8 protein-coding genes are annotated in these 15,706 nt (G+C 68.6%); 3 read left to right on the forward strand and 5 right to left on the reverse strand.

Annotated elements, in window-relative coordinates; genetic code table 11:
• Positions 1 to 34: 34 nt before the first annotated feature.
• From VD997_12105 to VD997_12120, 4 genes are all read right to left on the reverse strand, one after another.
• A complete protein-coding gene (locus VD997_12105; protein HYE62729.1) occupies positions 35 to 1,657 on the reverse strand; it encodes a hypothetical protein in 1,623 nt (540 codons plus the stop codon).
• A gap of 149 nt (positions 1,658 to 1,806) precedes the next feature.
• Positions 1,807 to 3,096 carry a hypothetical protein gene (locus VD997_12110; GenBank protein HYE62730.1) on the reverse strand — a complete coding sequence of 430 codons (1,290 nt, stop codon included), beginning with the start codon at positions 3,094 to 3,096 and terminating at the stop codon, positions 1,807 to 1,809.
• A gap of 100 nt (positions 3,097 to 3,196) precedes the next feature.
• Positions 3,197 to 4,420, reverse strand: coding sequence for a hypothetical protein (locus VD997_12115; protein ID HYE62731.1), 1,224 nt, complete (start codon positions 4,418 to 4,420; stop codon positions 3,197 to 3,199).
• Between the two features lie 133 nt (positions 4,421 to 4,553).
• Positions 4,554 to 7,022, reverse strand: coding sequence for a serine/threonine-protein kinase (locus VD997_12120; protein HYE62732.1), 2,469 nt, complete (start codon positions 7,020 to 7,022; stop codon positions 4,554 to 4,556).
• A gap of 169 nt (positions 7,023 to 7,191) precedes the next feature.
• On the opposite strand from VD997_12120, the gene VD997_12125 reads away from it, so the two are divergent.
• The 3 genes from VD997_12125 (at position 7,192) to VD997_12135 (ending at position 14,497) form a co-directional block, all read left to right on the forward strand.
• A complete protein-coding gene (locus VD997_12125; protein HYE62733.1) occupies positions 7,192 to 12,879 on the forward strand; it encodes an FG-GAP-like repeat-containing protein in 5,688 nt (1,895 codons plus the stop codon).
• 83 nt (positions 12,880 to 12,962) lie between these two features.
• Positions 12,963 to 14,027: a hypothetical protein gene (locus VD997_12130; protein HYE62734.1), complete on the forward strand. Its 1,065-nt coding sequence runs from the start codon at positions 12,963 to 12,965 to the stop codon at positions 14,025 to 14,027.
• 95 nt (positions 14,028 to 14,122) lie between these two features.
• Positions 14,123 to 14,497, forward strand: a complete 375-nt coding sequence (locus tag VD997_12135; GenBank protein HYE62735.1) for a hypothetical protein — start codon at positions 14,123 to 14,125, stop codon at positions 14,495 to 14,497.
• Between the two features lie 180 nt (positions 14,498 to 14,677).
• Here VD997_12135 and VD997_12140 read toward each other — a convergent pair whose 3' ends face one another.
• Positions 14,678 to 15,271: a hypothetical protein gene (locus tag VD997_12140; protein ID HYE62736.1), complete on the reverse strand. Its 594-nt coding sequence runs from the start codon at positions 15,269 to 15,271 to the stop codon at positions 14,678 to 14,680.
• Positions 15,272 to 15,706: the final 435 nt, after the last annotated feature.

Genomic DNA, 15,706 nt, shown 5'->3' on the forward strand with positions numbered 1-15,706 from the left:
CAAAAGATCGCTCAACGTTCGATAACCTGCCCGATCAGCAGGGGTTTCCGCCGAGGACACGGAAGAAGGCCTCGATGTCCTGATCCGTGCCGAAGTCGCCGTCGCCGTTGAAGTCAGAGCCCTGGCAGAAGCAGGTGTCGCAGCAGTTGCCGCCGATGCAGGCGAAGAACGCCTCGATGTCCTGGTCGGTGCCGAAGTCCCCGTCGCCGTTATAGTCGCTGCTGCCGCAGGCGTTGCCAGCGCAGCCGCCGCCGGGGGAAATGCGTAGCAGTGCGTAGGGCACGCCCGCTGGAGCCAAGTCGGCGCCCGCGGCGGTGCGCAGGTTCGCGATGATGTACGCGGTGCCGTCGGGGGCGAGGCCGGCGCTGCTGTTGGCGCCAAACGCGGCGAGCGTGTTGTTGGACCGCCCGATGAACACTGTCTCGGGCGAACCATCGCCGTCGGTGTCCACCGACACGGGGTCGCCCTCGCGGGCCACGACGTTTCCGTTCACCACAACCACATCATCAACGGCGGGGTCTGGGTTCGTGGTCTTGCCGGCGACCAGCCAGTCGCCGCTGCTGTTGCCGGTGATGGTGAAGAAGGTGGGCGCGCCCCACGTGTCCGAGCCCACGGCGTCCCCGGTCTTGGCGATTACCGTCCCGTTCTTGACCGCCCAGGCGCCGCTGCTGGTCGTGCCGCGGGCGTACCAGTCGTTGTTGCCGGCGATAAAGATCTGGTTGATGGCGAGCACCGTGAGGCTCGAATCGCCCGGGAGCGGCTGGCCGGCCTGCACCCTGATGGCTCCGTCAACAACGACGATGTCGGGGTCGCTGGCGGCGTTGTAGGCGTTGTTCCCGTCCAGGTCGGCGGCGCCGCGGACGACGACGCGCGTCCCGTCGGCCGAGGTCTGCAGGACCGTGAGCGTGCCGAAAGACGCGATTCGGCTCAGGCCGACGGGCCCCGATCCGTCGAGGCGCGTCACCGTGTCGGCGTTGCTCTGGAGGTAACGCACGCCGTCGAGGGCGGCGATCGGGTAGCGCGTCGAGCTCAGGTTGCTGGGGTTGGGGTCGTGCCACAGGATCGCACCGTTATTGCGGAGCGAGAGGTTGCCCGGCGAGTTCCCGATCGTCTCGTTGCCCGCGTTGCCATCGGGGTTGTCGGTCAGGCCGGAGTAAGCGTCGCCCTGCTGGAAGCGCAGCACGCCGGCACCCGCGCTGGTGTACCGCACGATTTTCTGCTGGTTGGCGGCAACGCCGCCGCGGGCGCGGAACGCGAACGCCCAATCGTTCTGTGCGTTGAAGGGGTAGCTGACGGTACTGGAAAAAAACTCGATGACCTCGGACCCCACCGCCCCCGGGAAGGGCCGCCCCTCCTGGAGAACGACCGAGCCGCTGGTGCCGCTGCCCAGCAGCAGGTAAGCGTCCGACTCGGCCGTGGGCTGGCTGGTGGAGCCGCGGAGCAGCCACTTCGAGCCGTCGGGGCTGAGCCAGAACTCGAGCATCGAGTTGAAGCTGGCGGTGGCAGGGTTGCCGGAGAGGTCCACCGCGCCGGGGACGGTCGCGGTCGGCCCGCCCGAGGCACGGCTGTAGATCACCTCGATGGTGGCGGCGTGGCCCGCCAGGGCCGTCAGAACACAACCCGCGGCGAGCGCGGCGACAGCGGCCGTACGTGACATCTCAAGCTCCTGTTGACCCTGGCAAGGGCGGACATCAAAGGCGCCGGTCACCGGACCCGCGCGTACCCACCCCGCACACCCGCCAGTCTGGGAATTTGCCTGTCGCTGTCAATCCCGAACAGCATCCGCCCGGTCAGGCGCGAGGTGGCTCAGCAGGGATTACCTCCGAGAACGCGGAAAAAGGCCTCGATGTCCTGATCAGTCGCGGTGTCGCCGTCGCCATTGAAGTCGGCGCCATTGACCCAGCAGGTGGGGCAGCAGTTGCCGCCGATGCAGGCGAAGAACGCTTCGATGTCCTGGTCGGTGCCGCTGTCGCCGTCGCCGTTGAAGTCCGAGGTGCCGCAGGGGCTGGTGCCCGGGGCGGGGAACAGCGTGGCGATGTAGCCCTGGGTCTCGCCGAGCTCGTTGATCGCCTGGCCGACGACCACGCGCCCGTCGGCGCTGATGTCCCACGCGTGCGTGAGGAACCAGTCGGCGGGGATGGTCGCGCCGCGCGCCACCAGCACGTCCTGCAGCCGACGCATGCCGGTGTTTACGTCGTAGATCATCGCCTCGGGCACGAAGATGTCGTGCCACATGTTGCCGACGATGATCGTGCCGCTCGCGTTTGACCCGTACGCGACCGACCCGTCGTACCCAGCCGGCGCCGGCAGGATCTCCATGCCCGCTTCCAGCGTCCACATCACCGCCTGCTCAGAGAAGAAGTCGGTGCCGAAGGCGGCGCCGAAAACGACCTGTCCGTCGTCGGACACCCCGAACGCCTGCGCTTCCTCCGCGCCCATCGCCAGGGGCAGGGGCTGGATCCCCGAGGCCGCGGTCCACTTCCACGCCCGCAGGTAGTCGTTGCCGTCGTAGCCCGAGCCGACGATCACGCTGCCGTCGTTGCTCACGCCCATCGCCCAGGTCTCGTAGCCGCCCGGGAAGTTGCCAATGACCGTGAGCGGGCCGTCGCCCACCTTGCGCCACGCGACCGAGTACCACACGGGGTTGTCGCCCTCACCCACGATGGTGTTGCCATCCCCCGAGACTGCGTTGGCCATGCAGTACTCCGAGCCGCCGGGCAGGCGCCCCAGGTTCTGCATCACGCCGTTGCGGTAGCGGAACGCGTAGCCATAGTCGAAGAAGTCCATGCCCGAGGCGCCGACGATCGTGCTCCCGTCGCCGCTCACGCCGAACGCGACGGAATCGTCCGTGCCCGGGAGGTGCCCCAGCTCCTGGGCTGTGGGCGTGGGGAGCTGCCAGCGGCACGCCGCGTCCCAGGCGTCGGGGTTGGTCGAGACGATTCGCCCCGCGGCCGTGGTGCCGTCGTTGCTCACGGCGAAGGCCTGGGTGTACCAGTTTTCGAGCGGATAGAACGCGGCCTGCTGGGCGGACACTGATGAAGCAAGGACCAAACCAAACGCCATGCCGGCGGCAGTGGACAGCGTCACAGGGCGCATCACGGGTTCCTTTCCATTCACACGCTACCACCCCCGGCAACCACCTCATGCGCCGCTGCGACGCGGCGCGCCTCACCGGGTCAGCGAAATCTCAGCTCTTTCAGCAGGCGTTCCCACCCAGCACGCGGAAGAACGCCTCGATGTCCTGGTCGGTTCCGGCGTCGCCGTCGCCGTTGAAGTCGGCCCCGCCCGGGAAGCACGTGGCGCAGCACGTCCCGCCGATGCACGCAAAGAACGCCTCGATGTCCTGATCGGTGCCCGAGTCGCCGTCGCCGTTGAAGTCCGACGACCCGCAGCCCCAGCCGATGGGCGTGTACAGCACGGCGGCGTCGCCGATCTCCGGCGAGTAGGCCCGCCCGATGATCTGGCCGCGGTTGTTGATGTCGTGCGCGATCATGATCTGCGTGAGCGGCGGCGTGGTCTGCACGAGCGTGAAGTCAAACCGCCCCTTGCCCGGCAGCCACAGATGCGGGGTGTACAGCGGCGTCGATTCGGTGCCGTCGGCGCCGATGACCTCGTCGCGGTCGTTGATCCCCAGCGGCCTGCTCTGGTGAAACCCGCTGCCCGAGATAATCTCGGGCGCACCGCCCCGCCACAGGGCCGAGTCGCACGGGTCGCGTCCCGGGCGCTCGTCGATCACGCGCCCAGCCACGTGCCCCTGCTGGTTGATGCGCAGGCCCTCCGACCCATCCCACCCCGCGGGCCACGGCAGCAGTTCCAGCCCCGTCGCAAGCGACCACCGGTAGCCCTGCAGCGACCCCGTCATGCCCACGACGAAGCCCGCGTTGTTGATGTCCCACGCCGAGCCCTCGCCCGGTGCGATGTCGAGCACGCCCGTGGCGTCCGAGTAGTAGAACTCTCCGCCCAGCTGCCCCGCGCTCTGCACGATGAGGAAGCCCACCATCTCCCCGCTGTTGTTGACGCTGTACGCCTCGATGCCCCCTGAACTCGGCGGCGGCGTCACGATCACGAACTCGCCGCCCTGGTAGCGGAACGCGTGCGGCGGGCTCGTGAAAGTCGGGCGGATGGACCCGCAGATGATCCCGTTCTCGCTCAGCCCCTCGACGCGGATGTCGGTGTAACCCGGCGGGGGCAGCAACTCCACCATCCCACTCTCGCGCGTCCACACCCACGATCGGACCTCGAGCTGCGGGCCGCGGGCCTGGCCGATGATGGTCTCGGCGTCGTTGATACGCACGACCTGCGTCGCGTACGTGCCGGGCAGCGAGCCCAGGGGTTCGACGCGGTAATGGGGGGGCTCAGTCGCGATCGTGTGTGTGGATGCGAGCGCCAGAACCCCCAGACTGAAAAGACAGTTACTCATCACATCACCCCTCGGACGTTTGAACGGTCCCGAGAGATATGCGACGTACAAGCCCGATGTCCCGCATTCCATGCCCAAAACCTGCTGTGGTGGTGCGCGTCTAAACGCGGCCTCACGCGGCAGCGGGGACGCGTCAGGTGTCCGGTGCCGCCGGGAGTTTGGCCAGCAGCGACCTCAAGGGCTCCTCTTCCAGCCCTTCACCCTTCAGCCCATGCGTCTTGATCAGGTCCAGCGACGCGCCCAGGCACCGCCGCGCGGCCACGTCATCTCGCCCCGCTGCCGCCATGCCCAGGTCCCTGTACTGCAGCGCCAGCGCGCGCCGCTGCGACTTCGTCACACGCTCGAACCGGCTCCAGTGCGCCGCGGCCTGCTCATGCCGCTTGATCGTCGCCTGCGCCTGCGGCAGCTGCCCGGTCAGCAGTTCCAGGTATCCCAGCTTCCCCAGCACGCTCCAATACGTGAACCACAGGCGAGCATCCTCCGGATCGTTCGCCGCCAGCGGCGCGAGAATTCCGGCGGCCTTTGCATACCAACTCACCGCCTCGTCGAACACCTGCTGCTCGGACTTCACGTCACCCATGAAGTCCTGCGTCACCGCCAGATCGCGTTGAAAGGAGACGTCCGCCTTGTCGCTCGCCGCCAGCCACTCGCGGTGCTCCAGCGCTTCCGCCGCGAGCTCGTTCGCGCGGGCAAGGTTGCCGGCCTCCAGCATGCGTTCCGCCCGCCGCAGCTCCGCTACCGCGCAGTCCCGCCGCGCGTCTGCCTTGCCATCGAACTCGCTCAAGAGCTCCCGCCGCCGCTGCGCGGAGAGCTCCAGCGCCTCCGTCGACTGCTGCATGTACCGAGCTGCGCCCTGCTCATCGGATGTCAGCGCCCCCATCCGGTGCAGGATGTCAGACCGGGTTAGCAGCCCCCACGGACGCACCCGCAGCCCCTCGTAGCTCTTTGGCTCCGCCTCGAGGGTGTCCGTCACTGCGAGCGCCGCGTCCACGTGCGCCAGCGCCGGGATGTTCTGCCCGCGCTGCATCTCCAGCACCGCCATGTCCAGCCGCAGCGTGCACCACTCCAGCAGCTGGTCCTTGCTGTAGGTCCCGGGCTCGCCCACAACCTTCCACGCCGCCAGCGCCTTCGCGTAGCACGCCGCGGCCTCCAGTAGATCCTGTTGATTTCCTGACCTCGCGCCGCCGCGCACGTTCCCTAGCAGCCGATAGCCCTCGGCCAGCCGGGCCTGAAGCTCCGGATCGCTTCCTCCGAGCTCCTCGCCCGCCAGTTTGTCCAGCACCTGCACCGCCGAGCTCATCAGGACCAGCTGCGCTGTGGTGGCGCCCTCCAGCCGCCGGACGCTCCTGCTCAGCTCGGGCACGAAGGTGGCTGCGAACTCGCGCAGCTGCACCAGCCGGCGCGCCGCCTCCTGCTCCGCCGCGATCCGCTGCGTCTCCTGCTCACGCGCCTGGCCCCAGTACCACGCCGCGGACAGCCCGCCCGCGCTCAGTGCCAGCGCCACCACCGCCGCGGCCGCCACCCCCACCCTGTTCCGCTGCACGAACTTGGCGAAGAGGTACCCCAGCGTCTCGGGGCGGGCCTTCACCGGCCGCCCCTCGAGGTGGTTGGCCAGGTCTTCGGCGAAGGCCTGGGCCGACGCGTACCGCCGGCGCGGGCTCTTGCGCATCGCCATCAGCACCACGTTGTCCAGGTCCCCCGACAGCGTTCGCTTCAGGCGCGACGCGGGCGCCGCCCGCCGCTTCGCGATCTCATCCGCGGAGTACGTGCGAGTCGTGCCGTCGCGCGTGATGACCTCCGCCGGGCGCGTCACGGCCGTGGAGGGCCGCTCCGGTTCCACCTCGCACACCACCCGCACCAGCTCGTCGTGCAGGCGGCTCATGAGCTGGTACGGCTGCCGCCCGGTGAGCATCTCGTACAGCAGCACGCCCAGCGAGTACACATCGCTCGCGGTCGTGATCGGCAGCCCCTGCACCTGCTCGGGGCTGGCGTACTCGGGAGTCATCAGCCGCTCCCCGGGGAGCGTCGCCATGGCCTGCCCCATCAGGTCCGCGTTGAGCAGCTTGGCGATGCCAAAGTCCAGCAGCTTGGGCTCGCCCTGTGCGTTCACCAGGATGTTGCTGGGTTTGATGTCGCGGTGCACGATCAGGTTCTGGTGCGCGGCGTGCACCGCCGCGCACACCTTTTTGAACAGCTCCAGCCGCTCCTGCGTCGTCAGCTGCTGGGTGTCGCAGTAGTCGGTGATGGGCTGACCCTCGATGTACTCCATCACGAAGTACGGGCGGCCATCGTCGGTCTGCCCCGCGTCCAGCACCCGCGCGATGTTGGGGTGGTTGAGCGAGCTGAGCACCTGCTTCTCGACACGGAACCGCGTCAGCAGGTCCTCGGTGTCGAGTCCCTTCTTGATGAGCTTGAGGGCAACGTGCTTCTTGAGCTGGTCGTCGTCGCGGACGGCCCGCAGCACCGCGCCCATGCCGCCGCGCCCGATCTCGCCAAGGACCCGGTACGGCCCGATCTGCGGTGGGATCGGCCCGGGACCGCTCGAGGGCGGCGCGATCAGCGTTGGTTCCAGTCCTGCGGTGTGTGCGGCCGTCTCGCCCATCGGGTCCCCCCGGGGGGTTCGCCCCCGCGTCCTGCGTCGCCCAGTCTACCGCAGGGCACCGCCCCCTCAAACACTCGGTTGTCCGCCGCCCCGGACGACTTTCAAACAGTTAGGAGTTTTCCTCTCGGCCTGCTACGCTGCCCGTTCGAGTCCAAGACGGGGGAGAACAATGCTGAACCGATTCCGCTGGGTCATGCTGGCCGTGTGGTTGATGTGCGCCTGGTCCGCGCCCGCTCTTGCGCAGAGCATCGTTTACGTTCGCGCCAACGCGCCTGCTGGTGGGAACGGGCAGAGCTGGGCGACGGCGTACAACGACCTGCAATCGGCCATTAGCGCCGCGGCGGCCGTCCCCGCGGTCAGTCGCAATATTCAGATTTGGGTCGCTACTGGCACCTACTTCCCCGGCCCACCCGGTGCCCCTCGATCAACGTCGTTTTCCATGCTCAATGGTGTGACCCTCCTCGGCGGTTTCGCCGGAAACGAGTCAGCAGCCACCCAGGCCAATCCGCGCCTAAACACCACCACCCTCAGCGGTGACCTGGGCCGCAATGACGTGGGCCCGGTGACGGATCCCACACGCGACGACAACTCCTACCACGTCGTCACCGCGGGCGGCGTGGATAACACAGCTCGGATAGAGGGTTTCCTGATCCGGGGCGGCCAGGCCACGCTTCCTTATGGAGGGGGAACCCCCCAGCCCGACTCCGACGGCGGCGGCCTTACCACCAGGGGCGGCGGCAGCCCGGTGATTCATCGCTGCACTTTCATCGGCAACCGTGCTGCCAACTCGGGCGGCGCGATTTTCCTGGGTCAACCGGGAACTCCGGAAGTGACGGGCTGCACATTCGTAGGCAACCACGGCATGTGGGATACGGGCGCCGTCTGCGTCGGTGAGTACTTCGGCACCAACACCCTTCTCGCGGCGACCATCGAGAGCTGTTTTTTCTCAGGCAACTATGGGCGGGACGGCGGCTCGGCCATCCTCGTCGTGGGGACCAGTCATGCCGCGCCGGCCGTGCAGGTCACGGCCAACATCGTCGGGTGCACGTTCTCCGGGCAGACATTCACTCCGCCATCCAACTACGCCAGCTCTGTGTGGGCCCACCGCCGCTCGCTGGTCAGCATCCGCAACTGCATTTTCTGGAATGAACCAGCGACCCCGGTTCATGCTTTCGCCGGCGGATCGGTGAGTGTCCGCCGCTCGCTGGTGCAGAATGGGGCCGCGGGGGTGACCGCCAACAACGGCACGGCGACGTACGGCACAGATAACATCAGCGTCAACCCTTTGTTTCAGGCACTCAACGGTCCGGACGGTGTTGCCGGAACCATCGATGACGATCCCACGCTGACCCCCTCATCTCCGTGCATCGACCTCGCGGACGAGTCATACCTGACTCCCTGCACGGTTGCAGACGTGCTCGGGAACAGCCGCTGGCACGATGGAGATTCCAACGGCACGGTGCTGAGCGACCTGGGCGCAGCCGAGCGCGGCGCAGGTTCAGCGCATCGCCGTCTGTACGTCCGGCCGGGCGGCAATGGGGGTGGCCGCTCGTGGGCGGATGCGCTGGGCAGCCCAAACGGCGCGTCCGCCCAATCAACTTGTCGCGACCCCTGGGAGGTCTGGGTCGCCGCGGGAACGTACAGACCAGCCCCCCCGGGCGGAGATCGCAACGCGTCATTCCAGTTGCGGAGCAGACTCGCACTGTTCGGCGGATTCGCTGGAACCGAGACCACGATCAACCAGCGCGACTTCAACGCTCACCAGACCATCCTCTCGGGCGACCTCCAGGGCGACGACGTCGGCTTCTACAACCGCGCGGACAACGCCCACCATGTCGTCACCGGTGAGAACCTCGCGGCCTCCGCCATCCTCGACGGCTTCATCATCGAGCACGGCGGCGAAGGCATTGCCGACATCGGCGGGGGCGGGATTTATCTCAATGGCGGCGGCGCGACCATCCGGAACTGTCTGATCAGGGACAACGTCGCCGATGCGGGCGCCGGCGTGCAGGCGATCAGTCCGACAGGCTTGCGTTTCGAGAACTGCACGTTCCACAACAACCGCACCGACCGGGTCGCCCCGGATCAGACCCACGCATGGGACGGGGCGGCCTTCCAGGGAAGCGGCGGCAATGGACTGGTGTTCGATGGCTGCATATTTCAAGAGAACCACTCCGACTATCGGGCGGGTGTGATGTACATCACTTCTCAGACCGGCATCCTCATTCAGAACTGCCGGCTGATCCGCAACCGCTCCGAAGACGTCGCTGGAGCTGTCCTCCTTTACCAGTCGCAGGCGTCGATCTACAACTCCGAGTTCTACGGGAACAGGTCCGCCCTCGACCACAATGTGCTCGCTTGGGCCAGCAACACCACTATCGCGGGCTGCGCGTTCGTGGGCAACACCGCTCGATACCACTCTTCTATCACAGGATCCAGCGCTTTCGAGACGGTCAACACCCTTCGTGTGATCAACTCCACTATCGTGGCGAACGAGGGCCTTGAACCCGCTCAGTATCCCGGGGCCATCAGCGCGACGGGCAACGGCACCCAGAACACGCTGTCACTTCAAAACTGCATCGTCACCGGGAACACCAACGCAGGCGTCGAGAGCGAGCACACCAACATCAGCGTGCTTAGCGGCGTGTATGCATGGTCAGTCGACTATACAATCCATCATCAGAGGACCGCCGCAACGCCCGGCACTGGCTCGCATGGCGGAGCCCCTCTCTTCCGCCGTGCCCCCTCGAAGGGACCTAACGGAAGCTGGGGCGACCCCGACGACGACTATGGAGACCTGCGCGTTCAAGCCGGCTCACCCGCGCTGGACTCGGGATTTCTTGGAGCGCTGCCGCCCGACATCGGAGACATGGACCGAGATCAGAACCTGACCGAGGTCCTCCCATTCGACCTCGCTCGTCAGCCCCGCTTCGTCGACGACCCCAACGCTCCCAACACCGGCCCGGGCTCCGCACCTCACGTCGACCGCGGCTGCTACGAGAACAACCTCTCCACCACGGTCTGGTCCAACCCCGCCGGCGGCCAGTGGACGCTCGCGGCCAACTGGCTCAACAGCGTGCTCCCCAACAGCAACACCCGCGTGCTGTTCGACAGCACTGCCGGCGGCAGCAGCAACTCCTACTCTGTTCAACTCCCCAGTGATCAGCACGCCTACTCGATGGAGGTTAGTGCCAACCAGGTCACGTTCAACGCAAGGTCGGGCAGCTTCAACGGCGACCTCTTTCTCGATGCGCCCATCGCCGACCCCAACCCCTCGCTGCTTATCTCGCGAACCGCCCCCGCCGGGGTCAGTCCCGCACTCACCATCACCAACTCCGGCGGCTCGACAACCACACGCCGTGGCCTGAGCGCCGGCAGCACCACCGTCGCCAACGAAACCGGCTCGCGCGGAGCCCTCATCATCGGCGACACTAACCCCACCAACGGCCAGCGCACCCGCTTCACGGCCTCCGGGCGCACACAGATCGGCGGCGCCGGCGCGGGCGTGCTCACCATTCAGTCCCGCGCGCTGGCGCAGGTGGAGTCGCTTGTGCTGGCAGCGCAGCAGACCGCCTCCGCCACCGCATCCATCACCGGCGCCTCCTCCATCCCCTCCACCCTCGCCTACGGCGGCCTCAACGCCGACCTCGTCATCGCCCACCGCGGTCAGGCCACGCTCACCGTCGGCGGCACTCTCGCGAGCGGCCTGCCCGACGCCACCAAGCCCGGCCTGCTTACCAGCGAGGGCAACCCCGCCGACGACGTGATCCTCGGCGAGGTCGCCGGCTCTTCCGGCACGGTCCGCATCCTCGGCCCCGGCTCCGCCTGGGTCAGCGAGCACAGCAACTTCATCCTCGGCAAGGGCGGGCACGCGCACCTCACCATCGATGCCGGACAGCTGCTGACCACCACCTCCAACAACATCATCTTCGCGCAGGAGCCCGGCTCTTCGGCGCTGCTGGAGCTCAAGAACGGCGCATCATGGATTGAGAACTCCGCCGGAGCCGTGATCGGCGGCGCCGGGTTCGCGGAGCTGCGCATCGATTCGACCTCGACGGTGTCCATCAGCGGCGGACCGCTGCGCATCGATCCCGCCGGCACCATGACCGGCAACGGCGCCGTCAGCGGCGATGTCCGCAACCGCGGCACCATCGTGCCCACCGTGGGCACGGCCCCCCTCACCATCGACGGCTCCTACGAGCAGGTCTCCAGCGACCCCGCCAACCCTTACGCGGGCAACATCATCCTCGGTGTCAACGGCACGGCCGCGGGCCAGTACGCCAGCATCGAGATCAACGGCGCCCCCAACCAGATCAGAATCGGCGGGGGCCTGATCGTGCACGCACCTGCCGGCTTCGCGCTCGACCAGCCGCTTCGGCTCATCAGCACGCCCGGCACGCCCGCGCCCTTCGACGTCGCGCTGCTGCCGCGCCTGGTCACCACCCTGGGTCTGCCCACGAACCAGTACCTGCGCATCGAGTACAACGACGGCGGCGCCGACCTGGGGTTCGGGCTCTTGCAGGGTGGCATCGGCTTCGATGCCCCGGTCGACTTCCCCGTGCCCGGCACCGCGACCGACGCCGTGCTTGCCGACATGGACAACGACGGCCTGATCGACCTTGCTGTCACGATCCCCGCCCCCAGCGGCGGCCCCGGGAGCGCCTTCATCTTCTTCAACGCCGGTGACGCGGACAACGACGGCGACTGGGACGGCTTCGCCTCCAGCACGCAGATCACCACCGGGATCAACCCCCTCGCCCTCACCGTCTGCAACTTCGACGGTCAGCGCGGCCTGGACCTCGCCGTCGCCAACCAGGCCAGCAGCAGCGTGAGCGTGATCTACCACCTGAATGACCGCACCTTCGGCAGCACGCAGACGCACAGCGTGGGCGTGAGCCCGGTGGCGATCGCCAGCGCCGCGCTCAACGACCCGCTCGAGCTGCCCGCGATCGCGGTGGCGCTGAGCAGCACGCCCGCCGCGCGCCTCATGCTCAACAACCAGGACCCGCTCAACAACAGCTTCCTACTGCAGCCGCCGATCGTGCTGCCGGTGCCCCCGCGACGGATCCGCCTGCCCGACCTGGATAACGACAAGCGGATGGACATCCTGCTGATGGGCGACGGCAGTGTCATGCCCTTCCACAACGTGGGCAACTCGGTCATGGGGCCGCTGCCGCCCATCCCCGTGGGCGCGGGCACGTTCGACCTGCGCACGGCGGATCTGGACAACGACGGCCGCACCGACTTCATCACCAGCAACCAGGAGGGCGGCTCGGTGTCGATCATCCTCAACCGCACGGCCGACAGCGGCCCGGCGTTGCTGCCCGCGGTCGAGCTGCCGGTGGCCGCTGGCGCAACGAGCCTCGCGTCCATTGATCTGGAGGGTGACGGCGACAGCGACCTGGCGGTCATTGCCGAGGGCGCCGGCGGCACGCGCCAGGTGCGGCTGCTGCGGAACGACCTGGACAGCTCCGGCCTGCTGGTGTTCTCGCAGCTGCCGGCGCAGCCCAGCGGCGAGGACCCCCTGTTCGTGCTGAGCGCGAACGTGGACGCCCGCGGCCTGGACGAGCTCGTGACCGTCAACCAGTCCGGCGGCGGCGGCTTCGTGCCCGGGCCGGCGGTGATCGTCAACCCCAACGCCGGCACGCCGCCCCCGCCCCCCTGCGGTGACCAGGACTTCAACGGAGACGGCGACCTCGGCACGGACGCCGACATTGAGGCCTTCTTCGCGTGCCTGGGCGGCAACTGCTGCGAGACGTGCTACGCGGGCGGGGCCGACTTCAACGCCGACGGCGACTGGGGCACGGACGCGGATATCGAGAGCTTCTTCAGGGTCCTGGGCGGCGGGCCGTGCTGAGCGGGCGCGGTCGGGACGGGTCGCAGAACCGTGGCCCCGCACACGCCGTACTCTGCGGTGTCCTCTCAGTGTCCCAACGCCGCATGGACGCACCCAGCCGCACCAACCTGACGCGCCTCTCCCCCGTTGCCGTTGCCAGCGCGGGCGTGCTCACAGCCATCGCCGCCCTGGTCGTGCTCCCCGCGTGCAGGTCCAAGCCCGCGGCCGCTTCCGGCGTCGCAGCCGCCACAGTGGCCGCGCCGGGCGTCGATGACAACGCGCCCCGCGACTACCGCGGCCTCCACAACGTCGTCGCCTTCCACGACCACTACTACTCCGGCTCCGTGCCCGAGGGTGACGCCGGGTTCGACTCGCTCCAGGCCCTGGGCGTCCGCACCATCATCAGCGTCGACGCCATGGAGCCCGACGTGGCCGCGGCCCGGGCCCGCGGGCTGCGCTACATCCACCTGCCCATCGGCTACAACGGCTTCGACGACGAGCGCCGCCTCGAGCTCGCCCGCGCCACGCGCGACGCCCTGCGAGTCGGCCCCGTCTACATCCACTGCCACCACGGCAAGCACCGCAGTGCCGGCGCCGCCGCGGCCGCCATCGCCACGCTGGGCCTGGCTACCCCCGAAGCGGCCGTGCAGCGCATGAAGGTCTCCGGCACCAGCCCCGCCTACCCCGGCCTGTACCAGTGCGCCCTGGACTCGCGCCCCGTGAGCCCCGAGGCCCTCGCGGCCGTCAACGCCGACTTCCCCGAGGTGAGCAGGCCCGCGACCTTCGTCCGCGCCATGGTCGAGCTCGACCACGTCTTCGACCACCTTAGCGACGCCGAGCGCGCCGGCTGGCAGACCCCCGCCGACCACCCCGACCTCGTCCCCGCCGCCGAGGCCGCGCGGATGGTGGACCTCTTCCGCCAGCTCCAGACCTCCGACGAGGCCGCCCACAAGCCCGCCGACTTCGCGGCCATGCTCAAGGCCGACGAGGCCCGCGCTCAAACCCTCGAGGACACGCTTACCGAACTCGCCACTGCCCGCGCTCACACAGCCACGAGCACCGACAGCACCACCGCCGCCCACAAGGCCACCCTCTCCGCCACCTTCAAGCAGATCGGCGCCTCCTGCAAGGAGTGCCACGTGAAGCACCGCGACAGGGCCCCGTGGTAGTCCCGCGCGTCGATCGCAACGTGCCACCGAGATGTCCTCATCTTGGTGGTCCTCCCGGTGGATGGCGGATCACCCTCGCTCGGTAGACTTCCCCCATGCGCCCCCCGCGCTTCAACGACTACCAGCGCACCGCCCTCGGGCTGGGCGCGTGGCTCGTTGCGGTATTGGTAATGGCCCTCTGGCGCAACCCCTCCCTCGAAGCCCTTGGGATGTGGGCGCAGATCTTCCTGCCCATGGGCGTTGTGTGGGGCCTCTGGATCTACATCGTCTACCGCCACCGCTCCCGCCGCCCCGCGCCGCCCGAGCCGCCGCCGACGGTCCCCGCCGAGTGCCCCGCCTGCCGCTACCCGCTCCAGAGCGACTGGTGCCGGTGCCCCGAGTGCGGCCGCCCGACACTCCCCATCGTGGTGAAGCCGCCCGAGCGCATCCTCGTCAAGGACCCGGGTCACGCCACGAAAACTCACGATTGATCGTGAATGCGGCCCGCCGGTGGCGATCGTCGAGACAACGACTCCCCGGGTACCCGAATGCGTCGCGGACGCGCCCGTCCAGAGCCCCGGCAGGGGCGGCACTCCCGATCACGCCCTACACCACAACGCGACACGCGTGCGCGCACAAACCACTCCACCTACAACCACCGGCTCCCGCGACTATGAACGCCGACGCCTTCCCACCACCCCCAGCACGCCCACGCCCAACGCCAGCGTCCCCGGCCCCGGCACTGTCACGCGGAACGCGGGGTAGTACGCCTGCGGGTGGTCGAAGTACGTCCACGGCCCCGCCCCGATCCACGCGGCCTGCGGGCCGGGCAACTGCGGCGGACCGTAGAGCTGCCACCGGGCCTCCGCGAACTGCGGCAGCTGCAGCGACAGGAAGTAGTCCTGCCCGGGCGCGAGGGTGATCCCGCTCACGGCCGCCGTGACCGGCGCGGAGAACTGCCCGAAGGGCAGCGCCACGCTCGCGCTGCCCAGGCTCGCGCCGACCTGCGTCCCGTTCGCGGCGTAGAGCACGACCGTCGCCGGGGTCGTGGAGCCAGCGATTCTGTACGCCGCGAGCGTCACCGACGCCACCTCGCCGCCCGTCGCGGCCGTGAACCGCCATGCCAGGCGCGTCGGAAACTGCGAGCCGCCGCCCAGCCAATAGGTGCTCGGCAGCGGCGAGCCGTTGAACGTATCAAACGCGACCTGCCCCAACGCCCCCGCGCCGGGCATGCACAACGCAACGACACACGACAGACGCAGCATGCGGTCCCTCCCGGCCCCAGCATACCGGTGGTCCGCCGTGGGACAACTGATTCGTGCCGGGTGCTATAGCCGTCGGGTGCCAGTTGCCGGCTTCCAGCGGCAACTGATGGCGTGATGCGGGTGCGCGCACAAACCGGAGACACAACCCGCGGCCCTCCGGGCTGGGAGTCGCAAGAGGGGCGGCAAGCCCCTTTTGCACGCGCGGAACTTCTTATGCCCAGGGCGCGCCCTGCGCGTCAAGGCGCACGGCATCGCGCCACCGAGAGGGTTTGAGATGGAGGTCGACCGCTCTGGGCAGTTCCTCCGTGCGCTACTCAGGCTTCTGCCTGTACGCAACGGGGATGGGTGGCGGCCGGTCCGGATCGATGGCCCGACGTTTGTGGGGGGACCGCCTCTGTCAGAGGGCGCCTTCGGCCCACGCGGCCGCGCGCCGTC

This window comes from Phycisphaerales bacterium (genome assembly GCA_035627955.1).
Taxonomy (GTDB): Bacteria; Planctomycetota; Phycisphaerae; order Phycisphaerales; family UBA1924; genus JAEYTB01.

Bases quoted from the DNA above. Each gene is read 5' to 3' on its own strand.
- VD997_12105 (HYE62729.1), bottom strand. From the start codon at position 1,657: ATGTCACGTACGGCCGCTGTCGCCGCGCTCGCCGCGGGTTGTGTTCTG.
- VD997_12110 (HYE62730.1), bottom strand. From the start codon at position 3,096: ATGCGCCCTGTGACGCTGTCCACTGCCGCCGGCATGGCGTTTGGTTTG.
- VD997_12115 (HYE62731.1), bottom strand. From the start codon at position 4,420: ATGAGTAACTGTCTTTTCAGTCTGGGGGTTCTGGCGCTCGCATCCACA.
- VD997_12120 (HYE62732.1), bottom strand. From the start codon at position 7,022: ATGGGCGAGACGGCCGCACACACCGCAGGACTGGAACCAACGCTGATC.
- VD997_12125 (HYE62733.1), top strand. From the start codon at position 7,192: ATGCTGAACCGATTCCGCTGGGTCATGCTGGCCGTGTGGTTGATGTGC.
- VD997_12130 (HYE62734.1), top strand. From the start codon at position 12,963: ATGGACGCACCCAGCCGCACCAACCTGACGCGCCTCTCCCCCGTTGCC.
- VD997_12135 (HYE62735.1), top strand. From the start codon at position 14,123: ATGCGCCCCCCGCGCTTCAACGACTACCAGCGCACCGCCCTCGGGCTG.
- VD997_12140 (HYE62736.1), bottom strand. From the start codon at position 15,271: ATGCTGCGTCTGTCGTGTGTCGTTGCGTTGTGCATGCCCGGCGCGGGG.